General features: G+C 60.6%; 17 protein-coding genes. 10 read left to right on the top strand and 7 right to left on the bottom strand.

The genetic code is table 11. From position 1 onward, the window contains the following. Positions 1–143 precede the first annotated feature (143 nt). A complete protein-coding gene (locus KUV41_RS09110) occupies positions 144–863 on the top strand; it encodes a DsbA family protein (protein WP_222483824.1) in 720 nt (239 codons plus the stop codon). Between the two features lie 94 nt (positions 864–957). On the opposite strand, the gene KUV41_RS09105 is transcribed toward KUV41_RS09110, so the two are convergent. From KUV41_RS09105 to KUV41_RS09095, 3 genes are all read right to left on the bottom strand, one after another. Continuing rightward, entirely contained in the window at positions 958–2,853 is a 1,896-nt protein-coding gene (locus tag KUV41_RS09105; RefSeq protein WP_222485668.1) for a calcium-binding protein, read from the bottom strand. A gap of 465 nt (positions 2,854–3,318) precedes the next feature. Then, entirely contained in the window at positions 3,319–5,448 is a 2,130-nt protein-coding gene (locus tag KUV41_RS09100; protein ID WP_222485666.1) for a TonB-dependent siderophore receptor, read from the bottom strand. Between the two features lie 341 nt (positions 5,449–5,789). Beyond that, a complete protein-coding gene (locus KUV41_RS09095) occupies positions 5,790–6,689 on the bottom strand; it encodes a LysR family transcriptional regulator (protein ID WP_222485664.1) in 900 nt (299 codons plus the stop codon). A 178-nt stretch (positions 6,690–6,867) separates the two neighbouring features. Here KUV41_RS09095 and KUV41_RS09090 point away from each other — a divergent pair, with 178 nt between their 5' ends. The 4 genes from KUV41_RS09090 to KUV41_RS09075 all read left to right on the top strand — a co-directional run bounded on the left by KUV41_RS09090 (position 6,868) and on the right by KUV41_RS09075 (position 10,660). Further along, a complete protein-coding gene (locus KUV41_RS09090; RefSeq protein WP_261395965.1) occupies positions 6,868–7,125 on the top strand; it encodes a DUF3311 domain-containing protein in 258 nt (85 codons plus the stop codon). After that, a complete protein-coding gene (locus KUV41_RS09085; RefSeq protein WP_222485662.1) occupies positions 7,118–8,569 on the top strand; it encodes a sodium:solute symporter in 1,452 nt (483 codons plus the stop codon). Before KUV41_RS09090 ends, KUV41_RS09085 begins: the two co-directional genes overlap by 8 nt. A gap of 25 nt (positions 8,570–8,594) precedes the next feature. Continuing rightward, the gene (locus tag KUV41_RS09080) at positions 8,595–9,905 is read left to right on the top strand and encodes an amidohydrolase (protein WP_222485660.1); all 1,311 of its coding nucleotides are present in this window, start codon (positions 8,595–8,597) and stop codon (positions 9,903–9,905) included. Positions 9,906–10,246: 341 nt separating this feature from the next. Next, a complete protein-coding gene (locus tag KUV41_RS09075) occupies positions 10,247–10,660 on the top strand; it encodes a hypothetical protein (protein ID WP_222485658.1) in 414 nt (137 codons plus the stop codon). Positions 10,661–10,796: 136 nt separating this feature from the next. Here the strand turns inward: KUV41_RS09075 and KUV41_RS09070 are convergent, their stop codons facing one another. Further along, positions 10,797–12,005, bottom strand: coding sequence for an NAD(P)-binding domain-containing protein (locus KUV41_RS09070; protein ID WP_222485656.1), 1,209 nt, complete (start codon positions 12,003–12,005; stop codon positions 10,797–10,799). 111 nt (positions 12,006–12,116) lie between these two features. Beyond that, entirely contained in the window at positions 12,117–12,638 is a 522-nt protein-coding gene (locus KUV41_RS09065) for a MarR family winged helix-turn-helix transcriptional regulator (protein WP_222485654.1), read from the bottom strand. 300 nt (positions 12,639–12,938) lie between these two features. On the opposite strand from KUV41_RS09065, the gene KUV41_RS09060 reads away from it, so the two are divergent. The 5 genes from KUV41_RS09060 (at position 12,939) to KUV41_RS09040 (ending at position 18,993) form a co-directional block, all read left to right on the top strand. Further along, positions 12,939–13,457 carry a hypothetical protein gene (locus tag KUV41_RS09060; RefSeq protein WP_315900567.1) on the top strand — a complete coding sequence of 173 codons (519 nt, stop codon included), beginning with the start codon at positions 12,939–12,941 and terminating at the stop codon, positions 13,455–13,457. A 333-nt stretch (positions 13,458–13,790) separates the two neighbouring features. After that, positions 13,791–15,602, top strand: coding sequence for a BCCT family transporter (locus tag KUV41_RS09055; protein ID WP_224851779.1), 1,812 nt, complete (start codon positions 13,791–13,793; stop codon positions 15,600–15,602). Positions 15,603–15,821: 219 nt separating this feature from the next. Then, a complete protein-coding gene (locus KUV41_RS09050; RefSeq protein WP_206942694.1) occupies positions 15,822–17,411 on the top strand; it encodes an ABC-F family ATPase in 1,590 nt (529 codons plus the stop codon). 463 nt (positions 17,412–17,874) lie between these two features. Beyond that, positions 17,875–18,465 carry an NAD(P)H-dependent oxidoreductase gene (locus tag KUV41_RS09045; RefSeq protein WP_222162038.1) on the top strand — a complete coding sequence of 197 codons (591 nt, stop codon included), beginning with the start codon at positions 17,875–17,877 and terminating at the stop codon, positions 18,463–18,465. Positions 18,466–18,678: 213 nt separating this feature from the next. Then, the gene (locus KUV41_RS09040; protein ID WP_206942698.1) at positions 18,679–18,993 is read left to right on the top strand and encodes a putative quinol monooxygenase; all 315 of its coding nucleotides are present in this window, start codon (positions 18,679–18,681) and stop codon (positions 18,991–18,993) included. Positions 18,994–19,071: 78 nt separating this feature from the next. Here KUV41_RS09040 and KUV41_RS09035 read toward each other — a convergent pair whose 3' ends face one another. Together KUV41_RS09035 and KUV41_RS09030 are read right to left on the bottom strand one after the other, a co-directional pair. After that, positions 19,072–20,262, bottom strand: a complete 1,191-nt coding sequence (locus KUV41_RS09035; protein WP_222485653.1) for an MFS transporter — start codon at positions 20,260–20,262, stop codon at positions 19,072–19,074. Next, positions 20,259–20,666: a GlcG/HbpS family heme-binding protein gene (locus KUV41_RS09030; RefSeq protein WP_222485651.1), complete on the bottom strand. Its 408-nt coding sequence runs from the start codon at positions 20,664–20,666 to the stop codon at positions 20,259–20,261. The genes KUV41_RS09035 and KUV41_RS09030 overlap by 4 nt, the downstream gene beginning before the upstream one ends. Positions 20,667–20,708 lie beyond the last annotated feature (42 nt).

The following is a 20,708-nucleotide window of genomic DNA, read 5'->3' as shown; positions in this document are numbered from 1 at the left end:
TCGGGCATCAGGCAGGCCAGCCGCCCGGAAAGTGACACTACGGCCGCCTGCGTGTGGTGGTCCTCAAGGACCTGCGGGGTGTAAGGTAATTGCTCTGCTAACGACCAACGCCGTACTCGATCCTTTCAGGAGCACAGACTGATATGACTGCTCACCCCGACAGCCGTCGCGGCGACCACACTACCGACGCCACGATTACCGTCGACATCGTCTCCGACGTGGTTTGCCCCTGGTGCGTCATCGGCTATCGTCAGCTCGCCGAAGCGTCGCGTCAGACCGGCATCAATATCGACGTCCATTGGCACCCCTTCGAGCTCAATCCGCAGATGGGCGAGGAAGGCGAAAACCTGCGCGAGCATATCGCCGCCAAGTACGGCACCAGCGAAGAGGACTCACGAGCGGCTCGGGAACGGCTCACCCAGATGGGCGCCGAGCTCGGCTTTGCCTTCCACTACACCGATGACATGCGCATGGTGAACACCTTCCGCGCCCACCAGTTGATCGACTGGGCGGAGCAGCGTTCGCCAGACGAAGGCCACCGCATGAAGCAGGCCCTGTTCAGCGCCTTCTTCAGCGAGCGCCGCGACCTTCACCAGATCGACGTGCTGGCCGATGTGGCGGCGGATCTTGGCCATGACCGCGATGAGGTCGTGGCAATACTCGAGTCGGGCGAGCGCGGTGAATCGGTACGCCAGCGCCAGGCCTTCTGGCAACAACAGGGCATCAGCGGGGTACCTGCCATGGTGTTCAACCGCCGCTACCTGGTCACCGGGGCCCAGGGCGTTGAGAACTATCAGGAAGTGTTGCGACAGGTCGCAAGCGAGATGGTGAACGAAGATCACCAGGCGGGCGTGGATAGCTAGGCCGCTTGGCTTGCGCTTAGGCATAGCCATCGCCATTGGCGTCGCCTCCATCCTGACGACCGCTCGGCGGATCCGAGCGGTCGCAGGCGTCCTATCAGACGACGGAGAGCGCGTCAGGTAAGTCGACTTGCCCCGTCAACACCGCGCCATGCATCAGCGACGCTGCATCGACGCCTTCCAGCCTGACCGTGCCCCCCGCAAAGTGCACGACACTGTCATCGCCAACCTGAACCAGTGAACGCTCGAAGGCAGCATCGTCCGACAACACATCACGCAGATCGAGAATATCCTTCTGCTCCCCTTCCAGCGCAAAGTCTTCGATCACCGCGTGCATGGCAGCACCGTCCTTCACCACGAAGAGGTCCTGCCCAGTCCCACCATTGGCACGATCGTTTCCGGCCGACAGCACAATCACGTCATTGCCTTCCCCGCCGTAAAGCAGGTCACTGCCGCCACCGCCATTGAGCCAGTCGCGACCTTCCTCGCCGACCAGGACGTCCTGACCCGAAGTTCCGCTCAGGTGATCGTTGCCAGCGCCAGCAAAAACGACCTTTCCTTTGATCACGTTATCCCCAGCATCACCCAGCGTGGCCTTGCTGTAGGCAATATCGCGGTCAAACCAGGAAAACTTGTATGCGTCTTCAAGGTGGGAGTCCTGCACGACATAGTTGACCCCTGGACCAGAGTGGAACCAGCCACCACCGCGGGTGAACTCGATCGTCTCGATACCTTGGGCGATGGTCAGCCCCCCGTTACCCAATGCCGCCACCTTACCGTCATCTAGCTTGAAGACGTCGTAATCACTACCCCGTCCTTCGAGAATCAGAGCATCGTCACCGCTTCCCCCTTCTACCCGGTTGTATCCGCTGGAGGCGCGTATCCGGTCGTCCCCAGCCAGGCCATCGATGTAATCGTTGGCAGCGCTGCCAGCCAGCAGGTCAGCAAAGTGGCTCCCCACGATAAAGGCGGGATCACCATAGTGGTCAGACGTCGGCGACCAGATGTCGCCCACCCAATAGATGCCTCTGGCATCTTCACCCAGCGCGGCAACCACGACCACACTATCCTGGCTCATCCACTCGTAGAACGACGACGAAACGATTCGCGAAACCAGATCGGCAGTCCTTCCACTAAGATGGGCACTCCATGCAAAGGGATTTAGCACGGAGTGATTCGATAGGGAAAGTGTCAGACTGGCATAAACATCATCAAATATAACGAGGTTATCTACGGAGCTTGAGTAGTTGCCATCATTGTTCTCCAAGGCGCCATCAAGATTGCCGATGGCCGTCTCCAGGTCCTCGTGATCCCCCACATAGCGATACACCGCGTCATTTTCAAACCCGACATTCAGGACATTATCAGCCTCAAAAATGAAGGGCGATGCATAGCCCATGTAATTGCTCTCTGCAAAGAAGCCATCTGCCAACTGACCAGAGAAGCGCGCTTGAATATTGGTCAGGGCTCCGCCCAGGCTGTAGCCGGTAATGATGGCATCGTCTCCACTCAAGCCATGTGCACTCATGTAACTGGCCACACTTGCCAACACCGGCTCCATGGTGTCGGCAATCTGATTGCCCTCATTCAAGTAAAAATAGTCGACAATATCTACCGGATTATTGGTGCCGGCATAGGAGACACAGACACGGCTGATATTACCTAGCGAGTCATGTTCCGCAAGAACTTTCAGCTGTGGCCCTCCCGAGACACCTCCCAGCAAAGGACTGCTCAGTGTGATGTAACCGTCTTTATCAACAATGGAAGCAGAAAGCCCTAGCTCAGCAGCGGACACTTCACGCCAGCCGGATGGTATTTTATGCTCACTTTCCAGTGCCGGCCCTGATACATGGTTAATGGTTTCGAGCACATCAACCGCCGAGAAGCCAGCGTCATCATCAGCAGAATTAGAATATAGCGCGAGTTCGTATGCCGTGACGGTCAGTGCCTTTGCATCTTCAACATTCAACTTGGAAACGGAAAAAAGTGGCATCGCTTTTCCTCTAAATGGAAACTGCATTCACATTGCAGAGGAAGGCTAGAGCATCATAGCAACATCATGTCATACACTTTTTTTGGTATGGCGCCGTCGGCAAAGATTCAAGAACATGGCTTACCAACAACGGCACAGTCGCGGAACATTGTTGAACAGCCCAGGACATTGACGGCGAGGGAGGGCTTTTCCACTCACCACGGCTACTCATGAGGTTCGTCACAAGGACGTGATGAAGAAAATCGTTCATAGGAGCTATTGAGACACTATCACAACATCCCATCTCTGACCGTTACGGCAGGCAAGCATCATCTTCTGGCACCATCCTCTTTCTCTTTACTACCTCGCTGATTCCAACGTCTCGTGGCGCGCTGTCCCATCATACATCATCAAAAAAGGGCACCGTTAGACGGTGCCCCTTTTTCACGAGTACGGCATATCACACGACAACGTCGAGGTAAGCCTTTACCAGCGATAGCTGAGCTTGGCGGTCACCTCGCGTCCTGGGTTGTAGTAATCCGCCGTCCCGGAACCGACCACGTGCTTCTCGTCGAACAGGTTGCTGACATGCAGAGAGAGGTCAGTGTTCTGCACGAACTGGTAGCTGTACGATGCATCGAAGATGGTCGCTGACTCGCTCTTGATGGTGTTGGCGGTATCAAAGTAGTACTCACCGGTATAGCGCGCCCCAAGCCCTACGCTCATGTTCAGGTCAGGCAGCGTGTAGTGAGTCCATAGTGAGGCCATGTGCTCCGGCGTGGTGGTGAGTTCGTTGCCCTCGATGGAGCTGCCGTCGCGCAGCGTGCCACGCTCCACTTCAGAGTCCATGTAAGAGTAGCCGCCGATCACGCTGAGGTTGTCGGAAAGCTCTACCTTGGCCTCAAGCTCCAGTCCCCTTACCCGCGACTCCCCGATGGTTTCACGCTCGATGATCCCACTGTCCTGGACCACTGCGATGGTGATGTCGTCCTGGTTGAGGTCATACACCGATGCCGAGAACAGGGCGTTGGTACCGATCGGAGCGTACTTCAGCCCCACTTCATACTGCTCGCCACGCTCGGGCGTCACACCGATGGAAGGCGGTGCCACCGACTCGACGTAGCTGACATAGGAAGACAGCTCTTCATTGATGATATAGGTCAAGGCGCCACGGAAGGACGTTTCCGAGAAATCATCACTGTCGTCGAAGGCGGCGCCCCAGGACACCCCCTTGCTCGACAGGTCCATATCGTCATTGCGTACCCCTGCGGTGACGATGAAGCGATCGTCGAAGGACAGGTTCTGCTGCAGGAAGACCGAGCGGGTCTCATAGTCCTGGTCATTGGTGCTATACACGTTGAGGCTGGACGGCCCGCCGCTGAAGGTCGGGTTGGACAGGTCGATCGGCTGTGAATCGCCATAGATGGAGCTATCGTCGGTTGAGGCGTCTCGGTACTCGGTGCCCACCAGTGTACTGCTGTCGAAACCATCGAATCTGGCGTCGTACTGCACCATCAGGTTACCGATCACTTCGTGGGCATCGGTATCGGTGCCAAAGTAGTCGCGGTCCACGATGGAGCCCGTGCGAGCTGCGGAATCGGTCAGATAGATGTAGCCGAAGTCATCGGACAGATCGCTATAGCGCAGGTTGCCCCGCAGTACCAGGCCATTGTCGAAATCATGGGTAAACTGGCCGGTCGCGCTGGTACGTTCTACATCGTGGTAATTGAAGTCCGGCTCACCGAAGAACTCATCACGCGAGTAGTCACGGTCCAGTGGATAACCGCCGCTATTGGGTGTGTCATCGCGATCCAGGTGATCGATGATCAGGCTGGTGGTGGTGAAGTCGGTGGGCTCCCAGGCCAGCCCTGCCATGACAAACTCGTTGTCGTCGCGGGAGTGGTCGTATTCGCGATCGCTGTCCTGCACCTTGCCAGTAATCCGATACGCCAGGGTGCCACTGTCATCCAGCACATCACCGAAATCGACGCCCGTTTCCAGGTGGTCGAAGGAGCCGTAGCTTGCGTAGGCCTCGCCAAAACGCTCGAAGCGCGGGCGCTTGGTGACAAAGTTGACCGATCCACCCGGGTCGGCCGGCCCGAACAGCGTGGAGTTGGCCCCCCGCAGCACCTCGATACGCTCGTAGGCGAACGGCTCTTCTCTGACACCACGCATCGACCCAAGCGTCATGCCATCCCGATACGTGGTGGCCTGGAAGCCGCGAATCTGGAAGTAGTCGTTGCGATCATCGGTGCCAAAGTAATCGGTGATGACGCCAGGCGTGTACTGCAGCACCTCTTCGGTGGTACTGGCATTACGCTGCTCGATCTCTTTCTGGGTGATCACCGAGACCGATGCGGGAGTATCCAGAATACTGGTGGCAACCTTGCCACCGACCCAGAGCTCCTGGGCAACAATGGCGTTGGCATCATCGTCAGCCACCGCCTTGGCATTGACGATGATGGGCGCCAGCCGATAGACCTCATCCTTGGCATCGCTGTCGGCTTCCTGTGCCAGTGCCGGAAACGACAACACCGGAGCCAGGCAACAGACGGCCGTCAGCGCACGCGGACAGGCCCCCGCCCGGCCCACGAAACGGTAGAGCAAAGTGTTCATGTGATACATCCCGAGAAATCGTTATGGAGTCTGGTTATTGTGATGGTTCGCAGAGCAACCAAATTCTCGGGATTAGGTCATACAAAGTCAAGAATGAGAAACAAAATCATTTGAATGAGCATCAATAAACAGAGCCTACCTTGCCCATTGTGGGTGGCACCTCCTCATCTATGAAAACGGCTAGCCCTCACCGTTAGCACCGTAGCCCCAGTAGACATACCGCAGGCCTGCTCGTGCCTTGACTCGGCAGCTATTCGGACAGCCCCCACCGCGCTGGCGCCAGAACAGGGCGCCAGAACCAGGGCGCCAGAACCGGGGCGCCAGAACAGGGACGCGAACCATCAGGCCCCGGACGATAGCTCGGCTTGTACCTGCTGAATCAAGTTGCACAGGGTCGGTGAGTCATTGCCATGGCGCCATGCCAGCCACAGCGGCATATCGCAGCGATCGAGCTCGGGCAACCTGACAAAGCGCACGCCGGGCAAGGGGTGATGCCGACTCGCTGAGGTGACGATGGCAAAGCCCAGACCTGCCGCCACCATGCTGAGAATGGTGATGTTGTCGGCGCCGTACTGGACGACTCGTGGCGCAAAGCCCAGGCGCTTGAAGTGCGACAGCATGCGGTCGTAGTACATCGGCGACGCGCTGCGAAAGCCCCACACAAAGTCCTCTTCCTGCAGGTCCGCCAGACACTGGGGCGGGCACTTGGCCCACGGAGAGGACTCCGGCAGCGCCAGCACCAGGCTGTCGTGTTTCAGCGGCAAGGTGTCGAGCCCGGGATAGTCCGGCCCATCCAGATACACCACGCCAGCGTCCAGCGTGCCTTCGCACAACCGTTCTAGCTGCGGGCCAGAGAGCAAGGGAAAGACCTCAAAGGCCACGCCCGGATACTGCGCTCGATACTGCCCCATCATCCGCGCCACTTCGGGCACCCATAGGTGGGCCACCGTGATGCCCAGGCGCAATGTGCCCGTGCGACCGCTGCCCAAGGCCGTAAGACGGGCCTTGATCTGCGAACGCTGATCCAGCAACAGCAAAGCTTCCTCATACAACGCACGCCCGGCCATGGTCAGTCGGACGCCCCTGGCGTGACGGTCCAGCAGGCGGGTGCCCAGGTCTTCCTCGAGTAAACGAATCTGGCGAGTCAGCGCCGGTTGCGCCACATGCACCCGGCGACTGGCCTCGGTAATCGTCCCGGCCTCCACCACCGCCACGAAATAGCTCAGCTGTCGGAACTCCATGACGTTAATGCCTCCCTCGACGTTAGACGGCGCTGACGACGGAGACGGCAATCACCCCGCTCCCATGCCATATCGATATTGCTGCTATCAAAAAGCCATATTTTTTGTATCGAAAGAGCTATCCCATAGTAAAGGCACAATTTCAATAACCGCCCGCAGGCGGCACCGGGAAACGCTCATGCGCAGCACCCTTCCCGCGCCCCCCAAGGCCAAGGAACGTTCCATGAACAAGACCTTTCACCTGTTGACCGGGCTGCACTTCGCCGTGTGTTCGCTCGCCATGATCTGGCCCGGCGCGTTGATCGCCAACCGCATTGAACCGATGGTACTGGGCCTGCCGTTCCTGTTCTTCTGGTACATCCTGTGGATGCTGATTCTGTTCGCCGGCATGTGGATCGCCTTTGTAGTGCGACACGGAGGGGATCGCCATGAATGATGCCTTCATCGTCGTCGGTATCACCCTCGCCTACCTGGGCGTAGTGCTGTGGGTGGGCATCCGCGCCCGTGGTCAGCACAGCTCCAGCCTCGAAGGCTACGTGGCCGGTGGTCGCCACGTCGGGGTGATCATTCTGTTCTTCATCCTTGGCGCCGAGATCTTCTCGGCGTTCGCCTTTCTCGGCACCCCCGGCTGGGCGTATGAGAGGGGCGCGCCAGCCCTCTATATCCTGGCCTATCTGGCGCTGGTGCCGATCTCGATCTGGGTGCTTGGCCCAAGGGTCGCCAAACTGGGACGAGAGCGGGGCTACCTGACCCAGGGCGACATGATCGCCCATCACTACCGCAGCAAACCCCTCGGCATGATCGCCGGCATCATCGGCGTCGCCGCCATGGTGCCCTACCTGACCATCCAGATCGCCGGGGCTGGCATGCTGTTCCAGGCCGCCACCGATGGCCTGGTGCCGCTGTGGCTTGGTGCGCTGCTCGCCTTTATCGTGGTCGCTGCCTACGTCTTCACCAGCGGCCTTAAGGGCATCGGTTGGACCAACCTGCTGCAGGGCATCATGATGATCGTGATTGCCTGGTACCTGGGTATCAGCCTCTCCGAGCGCCTCTATGGCGGGGTCGGCGAGATGTTCAGCCAGATCCAGCAGAGCGCTCCCGAATACCTGACCCTGCCCGGCGCCACCAACATGGGCTGGGGCTACTTCAGCACCGCTATCCTCGTCAGTGCCTTCGGCGGCGCCATGTGGCCACATCTGTTCATGAAGTTCTATTCCGCCGACAGCGGTCGCACGTTACGCAAGGTCAGCGTCTTCTATCCCCTCTACGCCTACCTGCTGGTTCCTCTGTTGTTCATCGGCTTTGCGGGCATCATCGTGTTTGCCGAGGAACCGCTGGCGCGACCGGATACGGTCCTGCTGAAGCTCGTCCTTGACGTGGCCGACTACTCGCCCTGGGTCATCGGTGTGATGCTGTCTGGCGCGCTCGCCGCCGCCATGTCTACCGGGGCCAACCTGGCCCACACCGCAGGCATCGTACTGGTCAGAGACGTGCTGGGCCCGACGGTCATGCGCGGCGCCAGTGAAAAGACCGTGGTCAGTGCCACCCGCTGGAGTGTGGTGGGGCTGTCACTGGTTGCCTACGCCTGTGCGCTGGCCAACCCGTCGTCACTGGTCATGCTGCTACTTGTCGCCTACGGGCTGATCGTCCAGTTGCTGCCGATGGTAATGGGCGCGGTCTTCCTGCCGACGCTACGACGCCTCAGCGTCCTGGCAGGCGCCATGGCGGGAAGCGTTGCCTACCTGCTGATGGAGTTCGTGTGGTCCTCGCCACTGGGCTGGCATTCCGGCCTGTGGGCCATGCTGCTCAACGTGCTGATGGTCACCGCCTGTCAGCGCTTCATCCAGCCGGCCGCCGATACCCCATCCCTCGCCAACTGATGTGACATCCATAAGGAGACGCCCCATGACCACTCACATCAGCGCTGACCTAAGTCAGGCTATCCGCACCCACGCAGAGCAGACGCTTGAGAGTATCGGCTCGCTCTACCGCCAGCTGCACCAGCACCCGGAGCTGCCTTTTCAGGAACATCAGACCAGCGCCCGCCTGGCCGACGCCTTGGAGGCGGTAGCGCGGGACACCCCAGGCATGGAGGTCACTCGTGGCGTCGGCGGCACGGGCGTCGTGGCCCTGATACGCAACGGGGATGGTCCTACCGTGATGCTTCGCGGGGACATGGACGCGCTGCCGATCAAGGAAGACACCGGTGTCGACTTTGCCAGCACGGAGACCGCCGACACTGACGGCGGCAGCGTGCCGCTGATGCACGCCTGCGGACATGACCTGCACAGCAGCTGCATCGTCGGCGCCGCCACGGTGATGGCCGCCATGCGCGACCGGTGGCAAGGGACCTTGATGCTGATCTGCCAGCCCGCCGAGGAAATCTTCGGTGGGGCCAAGGCGATGCTGGAGGATGGTCTCTATCGCCGATTCGCGCGCCCGGATATCGTGCTCGGCCAGCACAATATGCCAGCACTGGCCGGCAACGTCGGGCACATTGCCGGACGTGCCATGGCCGCCGCCTCGAATCTGGCCATCACTATTCATGGCGCTGGCGGCCATGGCTCGATGCCAGCTCACACCATCGATCCGGTCGTCATCGCCGCCCACGTGGTGACCCGGCTGCAGACCATCGTGTCGCGAGAAGTCCCGCCGGAAGAGACCGCCGTGGTCACGGTGGGCCGGCTGCACGCCGGCACCCAGTCCAATATCATTCCTCACCATGCCGAGCTGGACATCAATATCCGCAGCTTCGACAACAGCCTGCACCGCCAGTTGCTCGAAGCGATCGAGCGCATCGTGCGCGCGGAATGCGACGCTGGACGCTGTCCACGCCCGCCGGATATTCGCGTGATCAATGACACCATCGCACTATACAACGACACGGGCCTGGTCGAACGCCTTCGCCGCGCCCATGGCGAGCATTTCGGCCAGGATGCGCTCTACGACATGCACCGACTCAACGGCAGCGAGGACTTTCCGCTTTTCGGTGATGCCAAGGCGGGAGGCTTCGGCGGCGATGATATCCCTTGCGCCTACTGGTTCATCGGCGCCACCCCGGCAGAGCGCTGGGCAGCAACGCCGGGCAGCACGGTGGCAGACAAGATGCGGCACCTGGAGATGCCGCATTCTCCCCACTACTTTCCGGGCAACCCCGTGACCCTGCGCACCGGGATCGAAGCGTTGGTCAGCGGCGCCATCGCCTGCCTGGACTGACGCAGCACGACCGGGGAAGCAGAAGCGGTGAGCAGAAAAGGCCATCGCCAGGCTTCCCCGGCCTATCGCGCAGCCCCCGTCGATACACCCCACCTTCAGCCCGGCCCTACTTACAGACACGCATACAGCCCTGCTCACAGCGTTTCTCCCCTCCTCTTGTCCGACCCAGCATTATGCTCGCCGACAAGGTCTGTAAGGATTTGCGACACCGGCCGACGCAAACCGGCGCGGCCTCGACTGTGCAGCTGCGCATTCGCGACAGGTTGCCAACGGGCTGCCAAGACCACCATCTCGTGACCGCCACCGTGCGGAATGACCTCAGGAAAGGAGAGGAAACAGATATGTCAGGACTAAAAGGCGGGCTGCTGACGATGCGTGTCGGCATCTTCCTGGTGCTACTGGTGTGGACGCTAAGCAAATTCATCAACCCAGCCCAGGGCAGCGGCATTATCGACAAGTACTTCGGCGTCGCGGGCGTGGACACCACCGTGGTGATGGTGCTCGGCGCCTTGGAGTTAGCCCTGATCCTGGCGTTCGTGGCGGGCCTTTACAAGCGCATGACGTACGCAGGCGTGCTGGCCATTCACGGCATCTCGACGCTGGTGACGATTCCCGCCATGGTGACAGACCCCTTTGGCCATATGCTGTTCTTCGCCGCCCTGCCGATGCTGGCGGCCTGCTACACCCTGTACCGGCTGCGCGACGAGGACACCTTGCTGACGCTGCAACGCTCGGCGCCAGTGACCACCGCCTGAAACACCGTCGCCGGACCTACCAGCCCCTGGTAAGTAATTCTTCAACTACCGGGGGCTGGCTGTGTCAGACAGATCGATGCGGTCGGGCACGTACCCTAGCCTCGCTATCCTCGCTATCCTCGCAAGCATCGTCGCTCTATCGATGGCCGAAGCTACCTCGTGCCGCTCCTTCCGCCAGCATTGCGACCACCGAGCGCACCTGTTCGTAACCGGTCCTCAACAGAAAGGTGGGAGCACGGCCGTAGCTCTTGATGCCCAGGATAAACAGCCCCTGCTCCGGATGACGGAGTTCCTCGGCGCCGTGGGAGGGCACCGAGCCACAGCTATGTACGTTGGGGTCGATCAATGGCGCCAGACGAACCGGGCTCTGGGTGGCGGGATCCAGCTCGAGGCGAAGCTCAGACAACAGCGACAGATCTGGCCGGAAGCCGGTAGCGACGACTACCTCGTCCACCGGCGGCAAGCCATGCCCTTGACCCTGGATGACCAGACCATCGGCCCGTTCCTCAAGTCGCTCGATCCTGACCCCGGGATAGACCTCGATCCTGCCATCGCTCACCAGAAGCTGGACCTCAAGCCCCAGCCGACCGCGTTCCTCGAGAGGATCGTCGGCGCAACCGCAGAACATTCTGGCCGGTGAATCTCCACGAATTGCCCACAGCACCCTGGTGTCCGGAGCCGCCTTGGCGAGCTCAGCCAGATCACGTAGCAGATTGAAGGCCGAATGCCCGGCTCCGACGACCAGTACACGCCGGTTGGCGTAGCGATCACGCCCCTCCTTCAGCACCGATGGCAGTCCGTAGGTCACCCTCTGTGCCAGTCGCGCCTCCCCCAGCGCTGGCATACCGTGCCCCCCCATCCAGTTGGGCTGGCCAAAGGTACCGGAGGCATCGATAACCGCATCGGCCAACAGATCCCGCTCACCATCGGGGTCTTCGATCCTCAGCACGAACGGCGCCTCGAAGCGCCCCTTGTCTTTCAGCACATCGATACCGGACCGACTCACTCCCAGCACGCGGTTTTGCAGGTACACGCGGTCTCGGAACTCGGGCAGATTCGCCAGAGGTTCCAGATAGTGATCCACAAGCTCCTGCCCGGTCGGGCAAGCATTGCCATCCGGCGGCAGCCATCCATTGGCCTTCAATAGTGAGGTAGCGTGATCATCAAGGTTGCATTCCCAGGGCGTGAACATTCGCACATGCCCCCACTGCCGCAGATGCTCACCGACGCCCTTGCCCGCTTCGATAACCAGCGGATCGAGTCCATGCGCTAGCGCGTGGGCGCAGGCGGCAAGCCCTACAGGACCGCCTCCGATGATCGCGATCCTGCCACTTGTCTGATTCATCTATCGCTCCTTGAGAGAGTGGTACCTTGGCGGACGCGCCCTCACATCCGAAATTAGTTGTCAGTACCAACAATGCGTACAAAAAAACTCAGGTCTCGTCCTCATTACAACTCAGGGCCGAGGGCCTGGACCACAGCGCCGATGCGCTGCCTGGGTCAACTGCCGTATCAGGGTCAGCGCCGCCCGACGCATATCCGGAGTGAGCCCTTCGAGCATTGCCCGCTCTTCGGCGATCAGGTCGGCGCGAATCGTCTGGTACAACGCTTCTCCCTGCACTGTAGGCCGGATCAGCGCGGCACGTCGATCTGCCGGATCGGCGATCCGGTCGGCATGTCCCTTGCGGACCAGGGCGTCCACCACGCGACTCGCCGTGCTCTTGTCCAGGTACATTTCGCTAGCCAACCCCTGCAGGCGCAATGGCCCTTGATGGACCAGAGTCTCCAGGGCATAACACTGGGCCACAGAAAGGTCATAGCCGCAAATGCGATCTCGATCTCGAAACTGGTGGACCCGAATCAACTGATTGAGCGCGTCATAGAGCGCTCGGGCATCCCGGTCGAGGTTCTCGCCGCTAGGGAGGTCTCGGGAGTTGTCGCTGTCGCTTTTTTGGGTGCTATCGCTATGGAGAGACATTGGGTCTTTGGTAGTTTAGTTGGTACTAGCAACGTACATGACCTTCCGGGCCGGGTCAAGCGGCGCACCGATGAGTCGAGAGCCCTGCGCCTGCGGTGAGCGACTCCTCTCCTCTGACTAAGAAGTTCCTTCTCAACCTCTGATATACGGCAAGGTTTTCTATTTCCCGCGCGCTAATGAACAGCAAGATTACAGTGACCGCTTGATGGCATCAGTTGGGCTTCATACCATCAGACTTCAATAATAAATAAAAACGTTCTGTTGAATGATATGAATATTTACGCACGGGAGTAACGCCAAGTGAAACGAACGAGTACCCTACTATCTGTTGCTGTAGCAAGTGCCATGATGCTCAGTGGTTGTGCCAGTATCGTTGGTGATCGCGATCAGGCAATCACCATCAACAGTGCTCCAGCCCATGCAGACATTACAATCGTCGACGAAAAGGGGAAGCAAGTCTTCGAGGGAAGCACGCCAACCAGTGTAACGCTCAAAAAGGCTGACGGCTCCTACTTTGGCGGAAAGGATTATGTCGTCACCATCAGTAAAGATGGTTTTCAGAGTCGCTCTATAGAGATTACCAGCCATGCCAACGGCTGGTATGTAGGAGGCAACTTAATTTTTGGGGGATTGATTGGCTGGTTAATCGTCGACCCATTAACAGGGGCCATGTACTCGTTGACCCCGGATGAGATAAACACTTATCTGGGCGACAGTCTCACGAGTACACAAGGTGGGGAGCAAGAGGTCACTCTCGTATTGATCGAAGATGTGCCACAGGAGCTTCGCAATAACTTGAAGCTACTCAGCCAGCGATAGCCTACTCGTAGGGGGCAATGTAACTGTCAACCCACTCCTAGAGGGATGAACTGCGCCCGCACCCGAAGCGCCGGGGCAGTTCTCCCGGGCCCCATGACGCGCAGCGATGGTGGAGCGCTTGAGGCTAAACGTAGCGTCGACGCACCCAGAGACGTCTCGTCAAGCTATGTCCTGCGCCACGGCCGCCACTAAAAAGTGTATGATATGCAACGCTTTGGTGGCCCGACGCCACCTTCTTTCCAGCATTGCTGGCGTTTGCGACCGCGCACCGGCCCTCGCTTACCATACGGGCGAGCGAGCTTGGTGCGTCCCATTCGCCAACGTCCAGGCACGATGACTTGCTCTCAGTCTTCGCGCCACGAGGTCGCTCGTAGCTGGAGTGACAGCGGGATCGCCGGCCCGTGGCCCGGCTCAAGAGGATACGAGACTATCGCTACTTCAGATTCACCCTCCACGGCAGCCGCCAGCACGGCGTCTTCCGACTCTCCCCCCGACGACAATCCCCATGCGGTGATGGGCACCGACTACATGGTCACAGAGCTCGACCAGGGCGGTCCTTTCCAGGGCATGCACCGCGGCATGACCATCACCTCTGGTGCGCTGATTCTGCTCTTTGTGCTGTTCACCGGCCTTAGTTCGGACACGGCAAGCGTGGTGTTCGGCACCGCCCGCACCTGGATCGAAAGCACCTTCAGCGGCTATTACCTGATTTCCGTGGTCGCGCTGCTCGTCGTCTGTGCCTTTATTGTCTGCAGTCGCTACGGCAATATCCGCCTGGGTACCGATGACAGCCGCCCGGAATTCAGCAACTTTGCCTGGTTCTCGATGCTGTTCTCGGCGGGTATCGGCATCGGCATTCTGTTTTTTGGCGTTGCCGAACCGATCTTCTATCTCGACAACTCCAGTGCCTTCGGCTATCCCAACAACCCCCATGCCGACATGGCCGGGGCCACCGAGATCGGCCACGAGCGCGCCATCGATGCGCTACGGGTCACCGTCTTTCACTGGGGCCTACACGGCTGGGCCATCTACGTCATCGTCGGCATGTCGCTGGCCTACTTTGCCTACCGCAAGGGACTGCCCCTGGCGCTGCGGTCAGCCCTCTATCCGTTCATCGGCGATCGCATCTTTGGTCCCCTTGGCCATCTGTTCGACATCTTCGGGGTACTGGGCTGCGTGTTTGGCGTCGCCACATCCCTCGGACTCGGGGTCAGCCAGATGGGCGTCGGGCTGGAAAAGCTGTTTGGCATCAGTGATGGCCTGCCCACTCAGCTGGCCCTGATTGCGGTCATCTCGACCCTGTCGATCATCTCGGTCGTCAGCGGTGTCCAGCGCGGTATCCGTATCATTTCGGTGCTCAACATCTGGGTGTCGGCGGTGGTGATCGGCATCTTCCTGTTCGGCGGGCCCACCCTATGGCTGTTCAAGACCTTCGGTGAAACGCTGGCCGACTACGCCACCGAAGTAATTCCGATGGGGCTCTGGTATGCCGACAAGGCAGGCACCAGCGAATGGCAACAGGCCTGGACCATTTTCTACTGGGGCTGGTGGCTCGCCTGGGCTCCGTTTGTCGGTCTGTTCATTGCCCGCATCTCGAAAGGCCGCACCCTGCGGGAGTTCGTGCTCGGTGTGCTGCTGGTGCCGACCCTGCTGGCGTTTATCTGGCTGGTCATCTTCGGCGGCAATGCGATCCATCAGGAGTTGAACGCGGCCGGTGGCGCCGGCTCCGCCGGCATCATGGACATGGTGCGTGCCTGGGACCTGCCTTCGGCGCTGTTTGCCACCGCAGACGGTATCGTCGGCTCCGGCGTATTCGGCTGGGTGCTGTCGGCGATGATGGTGTTCCTGCTGATGAGCTGGTTCATCACCTCGTCAGACTCGGGCACCCTGGTGCTGACCACCATTCTGTCCCTGGGCGATGACGATCCGCCCAAGCTGTTCCGCGTCTTCTGGGGCGTCATCATCGGCCTGGTGGCGGCGGTGCTGCTGGTTGTCGGCGGGCTCTCTGCGCTGCAGACAGCACTGATCGCTGCGGCGCTGCCGGTCAGCGTCGTCATTCTGGTGATGACCCTTGCGGTGCTGCTATCGCTGTTCCGTGAGCCGGGCGATCCCTATCGACCTCGTTCTCGTCTGTCCCGTCGCTGATGCGAAAAGCCCGAATCCCTGTGGATCCGGGCTTTTCAGTTCTGGCTGCCTGACATGCGGCCATGCAAACCCTGACGCTGCGGACAGGCAGCGCTGGGCGCTCACCGAGTGGATACCCCCCGGGTCGGACGCGTACAATGCGCGATCCACTTTGGTCGAAACCTCCTGTCGTGCCGGCCCAAGTCTCACATTCATGCTGCTTCCGCGAGATTCCCTGCCGTGCTCTCTACCGCCAACATCACCATGCAGTTTGGCCCCAAGCCGCTGTTCGAAAACGTCTCTGTCAAGTTTGGACAGGGGCACCGCTACGGCCTGATCGGGGCCAATGGCTGTGGCAAGTCCACCCTGATGAAGATCCTTGGCGGTGACCTGGAGCCGACCAGCGGTCAAGTCATGAAGGACGCCACCACCCGGCTGGGCAAGCTGCGCCAGGACCAGTTTGCCTTCGAGGACGAACGCGTCATCGATACCGTGATCATGGGTAATGAAGAACTGTGGAAGGTGGCCGCGGAGCGCGAGCGCATCTATGCCCAGGCGGAGATGAGCGAAGAAGATGGCATGGCGGTGGCCGACCTGGAGGTCCGCTATGCCGAGCTTGATGGCTACACCGCCGAGGCGCGTGCCGGAGAGCTGCTGCTGGGCCTGGGCATTCCGCTCGAACAGCACGATCAACCGATGAGTGTGGTAGCACCGGGCTGGAAGCTTCGCGTGCTGCTGGCTCAGGCGCTGTTCAGCGACCCCGACGTGCTGCTGTTGGATGAGCCGACCAACCACCTGGACATCAATACCATTCGCTGGCTGGAAGATGTGCTCAGGGCGCGCTCCTCGACGATGATCATCATTTCCCACGACCGCCATTTCCTGAACAGCGTCTGCACCCATATGGCGGATCTGGACTACGGCGAACTGCAGCTGTTTCCCGGCAATTATGACGAGTACATGACGGCCGCCACCCAGGCCCGTGAGCGTCTGCAGGCAGAGAATGCCAAGAAGAAGGCGGAGATCGCCGAGCTCAAGCAGTTTGTCAGCCGCTTCTCGGCCAATGCCTCCAAGGCCAAGCAGGCCACCTCACGCCAGCGCAAGATCGACAAGATCAAGCTGGATGAGATCAAGCCCTCGTCTCGGGTGAGCCCGTTCATTCGCTTCGAGCAGAACAAGAAGATCCATCGCCATGCCCTGGCGGTCGAGGAGCTGACCAAGGCCTGGGATGACAACGTGCTGTTCGAGCGCTTTGGTCTGCGCATCGAAGCCGGTGAACGCGTTGCCATCATCGGCCCCAACGGAATCGGCAAGACCACGCTGCTGAACTGCCTGGTCGGCTCGATGGAGCCCGATGCGGGCGAGGTCAAATGGACCGACGCTGCCGAGGTGGGCTACTTCGCCCAGGACCACGCAGCCGACTTCGAGGGTGGCGAGACGCTGTTTGAGTGGATGCAACAATGGACCACGTCTGGCGAGCAGATCGTACGAGGGGCGCTGGGCAGAATGCTGTTCTCCAACGACGATATCGGCAAGTCGGTCAAGGTGATCTCCGGTGGCGAACAGGGCCGCATGCTGTTCGGCAAGCTGTCACTGCAAAATCCCAACGTGCTGGTCATGGACGAGCCCACCAACCACCTGGACATGGAGTCCATCGAGGCCTTGAACCTGGCCCTGGAGCACTACGCCGGCACCCTGATCTTTGTCAGCCATGACAGAGAATTCGTCGGCTCGCTGGCCACTCGCGTCATCGAAATGAAGGACGATGGCATCGTCGATTTCAGCGGTAGCTACGACGACTATCTGCGCAGCCAGGGTATCCTCGGCTGATAGCGCACGGCATATCCACGGGCAGCCCTGGCTGCCCGTGGCTGCTCGGTGGCCTCGCTCGCTTAGCAGCTCTCCCCTGTCATCTCGCCCTTCTTCCCTCTTTTCTCCCGCTCATTCTCCCTCCTTCACGCTCTTTCTTCCTCTCTCTCGCACTATCTCGCTCTCCCTTTCTCTCGCACTATCTCGCTATCCCTCTCTCGCACTATCTCGCTCTCCCCTCTCTCCCCTCTCTCACCGATCCTGCTGATCTGCGGTCTCTCTTCTTCGACTTCCTCCTCTCGCTTTACGGTCAACCGATCATGTCGTATCGCTCACGGGTCTCCTGCCGTCAGTTCTTGGCTGCTCCTTGGCGCCAACGTGCAACATCATTAGCGAGAAAGTGTTTTGCACTCATACCGATTGTCCAAGCGTGCACGAGCCCCCACTGTACCGCGTGACCATTTTTAGACGAATCGGACAGTCCATGAACATTCTGATGCTTAACGGCGGCAAGGCGTTCGCTCACTCCGGCGGCCGCTACAACGACACTCTGCATGACGCGGGCCGAGGCGTCCTCGCTGAGCTGGGTCACCAGATTCAGGAGACCCGCATCGACGAGGGTTACGACCTTCAGGCCGAAATCGACAAGTGGCTGTGGGCAGACACCATCATCGTGCAGATGCCTGGTTGGTGGATGGGGCCGCCGTGGATCGTGAAACGCTACCTGGACGAAGTACTAACCGAAGGCCATGGCAGCCTCTACGCCAGCGATGGCCGCTCGCGCAAGGATCCGTCTCTCCAGTACGGCAGTGGCGGGCTCCTGCAGGGGCGCCGCTATATGCTGTCATTGACCTGGAATGCACCCAGAGAAGCCTTCGATGAGGAAGGCAACTTCTTCGAGGGCAAGGGCGTCGACGGCGTCTACTTCCCGGTCCACAAGGCGATGGAATTCCTCGGCATGCAAGGCTTGCCCACCTACCTCGCCAACGACGTGATCAAGGCGCCCGCGATCGATACCCATGTCGCCGAATATCGCGAACATTTGCTCGCGCTGTTCTCGACCACCGAAGCCTGAGCAAACGCTGCCGTCATTAGCCGTGCGGAACGACGCGTCAGCGCCCGAAGCCCAGCATCCAAGGCCTCGATGCTGTCAGGTAGAGCCTTCGCGCAGTGGGCGACGCAGCGACTCATCCGTGCAGGCATTGATGCCGCGCTTCCTTGAGCGCTTTACGGCCCCGACAATCCGGCCGGGGCCCGTCCACCAGATCAAGACCAGAGGAGTGTCACCATGCTGTGGGTCATTGCGACGATCACCACAACCCCGGGCAACGCCCAGAACGTGCTGGATGCATTGCTTGAGGTAGCCCCAACGGTTCAACAGGAAGAGGGCTGCCTGCGCTATCAGCCGGCCATCGACGCCCCAAGAGGCCTGACCCATGACGACACCGCGCGTAGCGATACGGTCACCGTCATCGAAACCTGGTCCTCCCGTGCGGCACTGGAAGCCCACATGGATACCCCGCACATGGCGCGCTTTCGCGACGCCACGGCAGACTGGGTCACCCATGCCGACATTCGCTTGATCGACCCAGTCGACGCCTGATAGAGGCGCATCGATCAAGAACATACCCGCCCCCGCCCCTTCACCAAGGGGGCGGGGGCGGGCGAAATGGCGACTCCATCACGCCGCCGCCTCGACAACACGAGAGCGGTTCACCTTGCCCTGAAGCCACAGGATGCCCAGCGCCAGCACCGCCAGGCCGCTTCCGGCCAATGGCGTGAGTGCCAGCGCCTCCCTTGCGACCAGCGCACTGCCCGCGGCGGAGCCGGCCGAGATACCGATATTGAACGACGAGATATTAAGCGCCGAGGCAAACGCCACCGCCCGCGGCCGATGCTGTTCGGCAGACGCCAGCATGCCTGACTGAAACGCGGGCGACAGACCAAAAGCCAAGGCACCCCACACCGCCAGCCATATCGGCATCAACGCGCTTATCTCTCCCCAGGCATGGATGATCGCCAGGATCGCCGCCAATCCAACCAGCAGCCAGGCGGCCGTGCGCCGCCAGCCCATGGCGCCGACCATGCGACCGCCCATCAGGTTGCCAACCAGGGTCGCGCCACCGAAGACGATCAGCAGTCCACTGGCGATATGCGTGGAGAAACCCGACTGCTCGGTCAGCCAGAGACTGATGTAGGTGAACAGCGGAAAGGTCGCCCCGAAGCCCACCGCCGTCAGCGCCATGGTCACCACGATGACCGGATGGCCGAGCGCCGACAGCTGCTCTCGCCAGCTGCCTGTCGGCTGGGCGTCCAGATGCGCCGGCACCCAGCGCCACAGCGCGACTAGCGCCATGCTCGCCAGTACCACAATCACCACGAAGGGGACCCGCCACCCCACGCCGTTACCCAGCAGGCTTCCGACAGGTACACCAATCACCATGGCCAGCGTCAGCCCCGAGAACATCAGCGCAATGGCACTACCTGCCTGCCCTTGTGGCGCCAGCCGACTGGCCACCGTCGCCCCTAACGCAAACAGGGCGCCATGTGCCACGGCCGTGATCACTCGGCCGAACATCAGGCTGGTGAAGTCCTGGGCGATGACCGCCAACAGATTGCCGACCAGGAAGAGCGCCATCAGCCCCGTCAGCACCCTACGCGGCGGGAAGCGGGACAAGGTCAGCATGAGCAGCGGCGTACCGATCGCCAGGGCCAGTGCATAGCCACTCACCAGGGCACCGGCGCGATCCTGGGTGACGCCCAGATCACTGGCGATGGTGGGCAGCACCCCGACCACGATGAACTCCGCCATGCCGATGGCAAAGGCAGCCACCGCCAGTGCCAGCACGGCAGGATGCTGGCCGCGCATCATGCCGCCTCCCGAGCCATCAGGCGCGGCCCCAGCTGGGCAAGGGTCTCGTCCAGTTCGACGGTTGCGCCGGCCACGCCGACCGCCCCGACCACCCGCCGTTGTGCATCGCGCAGTACCACTCCGCCGCCAAAGCTGATCAGGCCACCGTTGGTGTTTTCCAGGGTATAGACGGCCTCGCCGGGAGCGGCGATCTGACCGAGTTGTGCACTGTCGGCTTGAAACAGCGAGGCCGTGCGCGCCTTCTTGATCGCGACATCGATACTGCCGGGAACCGCGCCATCCATGCGTTCGAAGGCGACCTGAAGCCCGCTGGCGTCCACGATGGCCAGCGAGACGGCAAACCCTTCAGCGGCAGCGGCCTCGCGAATTCCTGCAATCACGTGATGGGCATCGTCAAGTTGCATGTCATTCTCCTCATGAATACAGACAAGAGCAGCGTCGTCGTC

The organism is Halomonas sp. DP8Y7-1 (genome assembly GCF_019801685.1).
GTDB lineage: Bacteria > Pseudomonadota > Gammaproteobacteria > Pseudomonadales > Halomonadaceae > Halomonas > Halomonas litopenaei_A.
The sequence above is the reverse complement of the archived record's forward strand: the minus strand, read 5'-3'. Positions and strand labels throughout refer to the sequence as shown.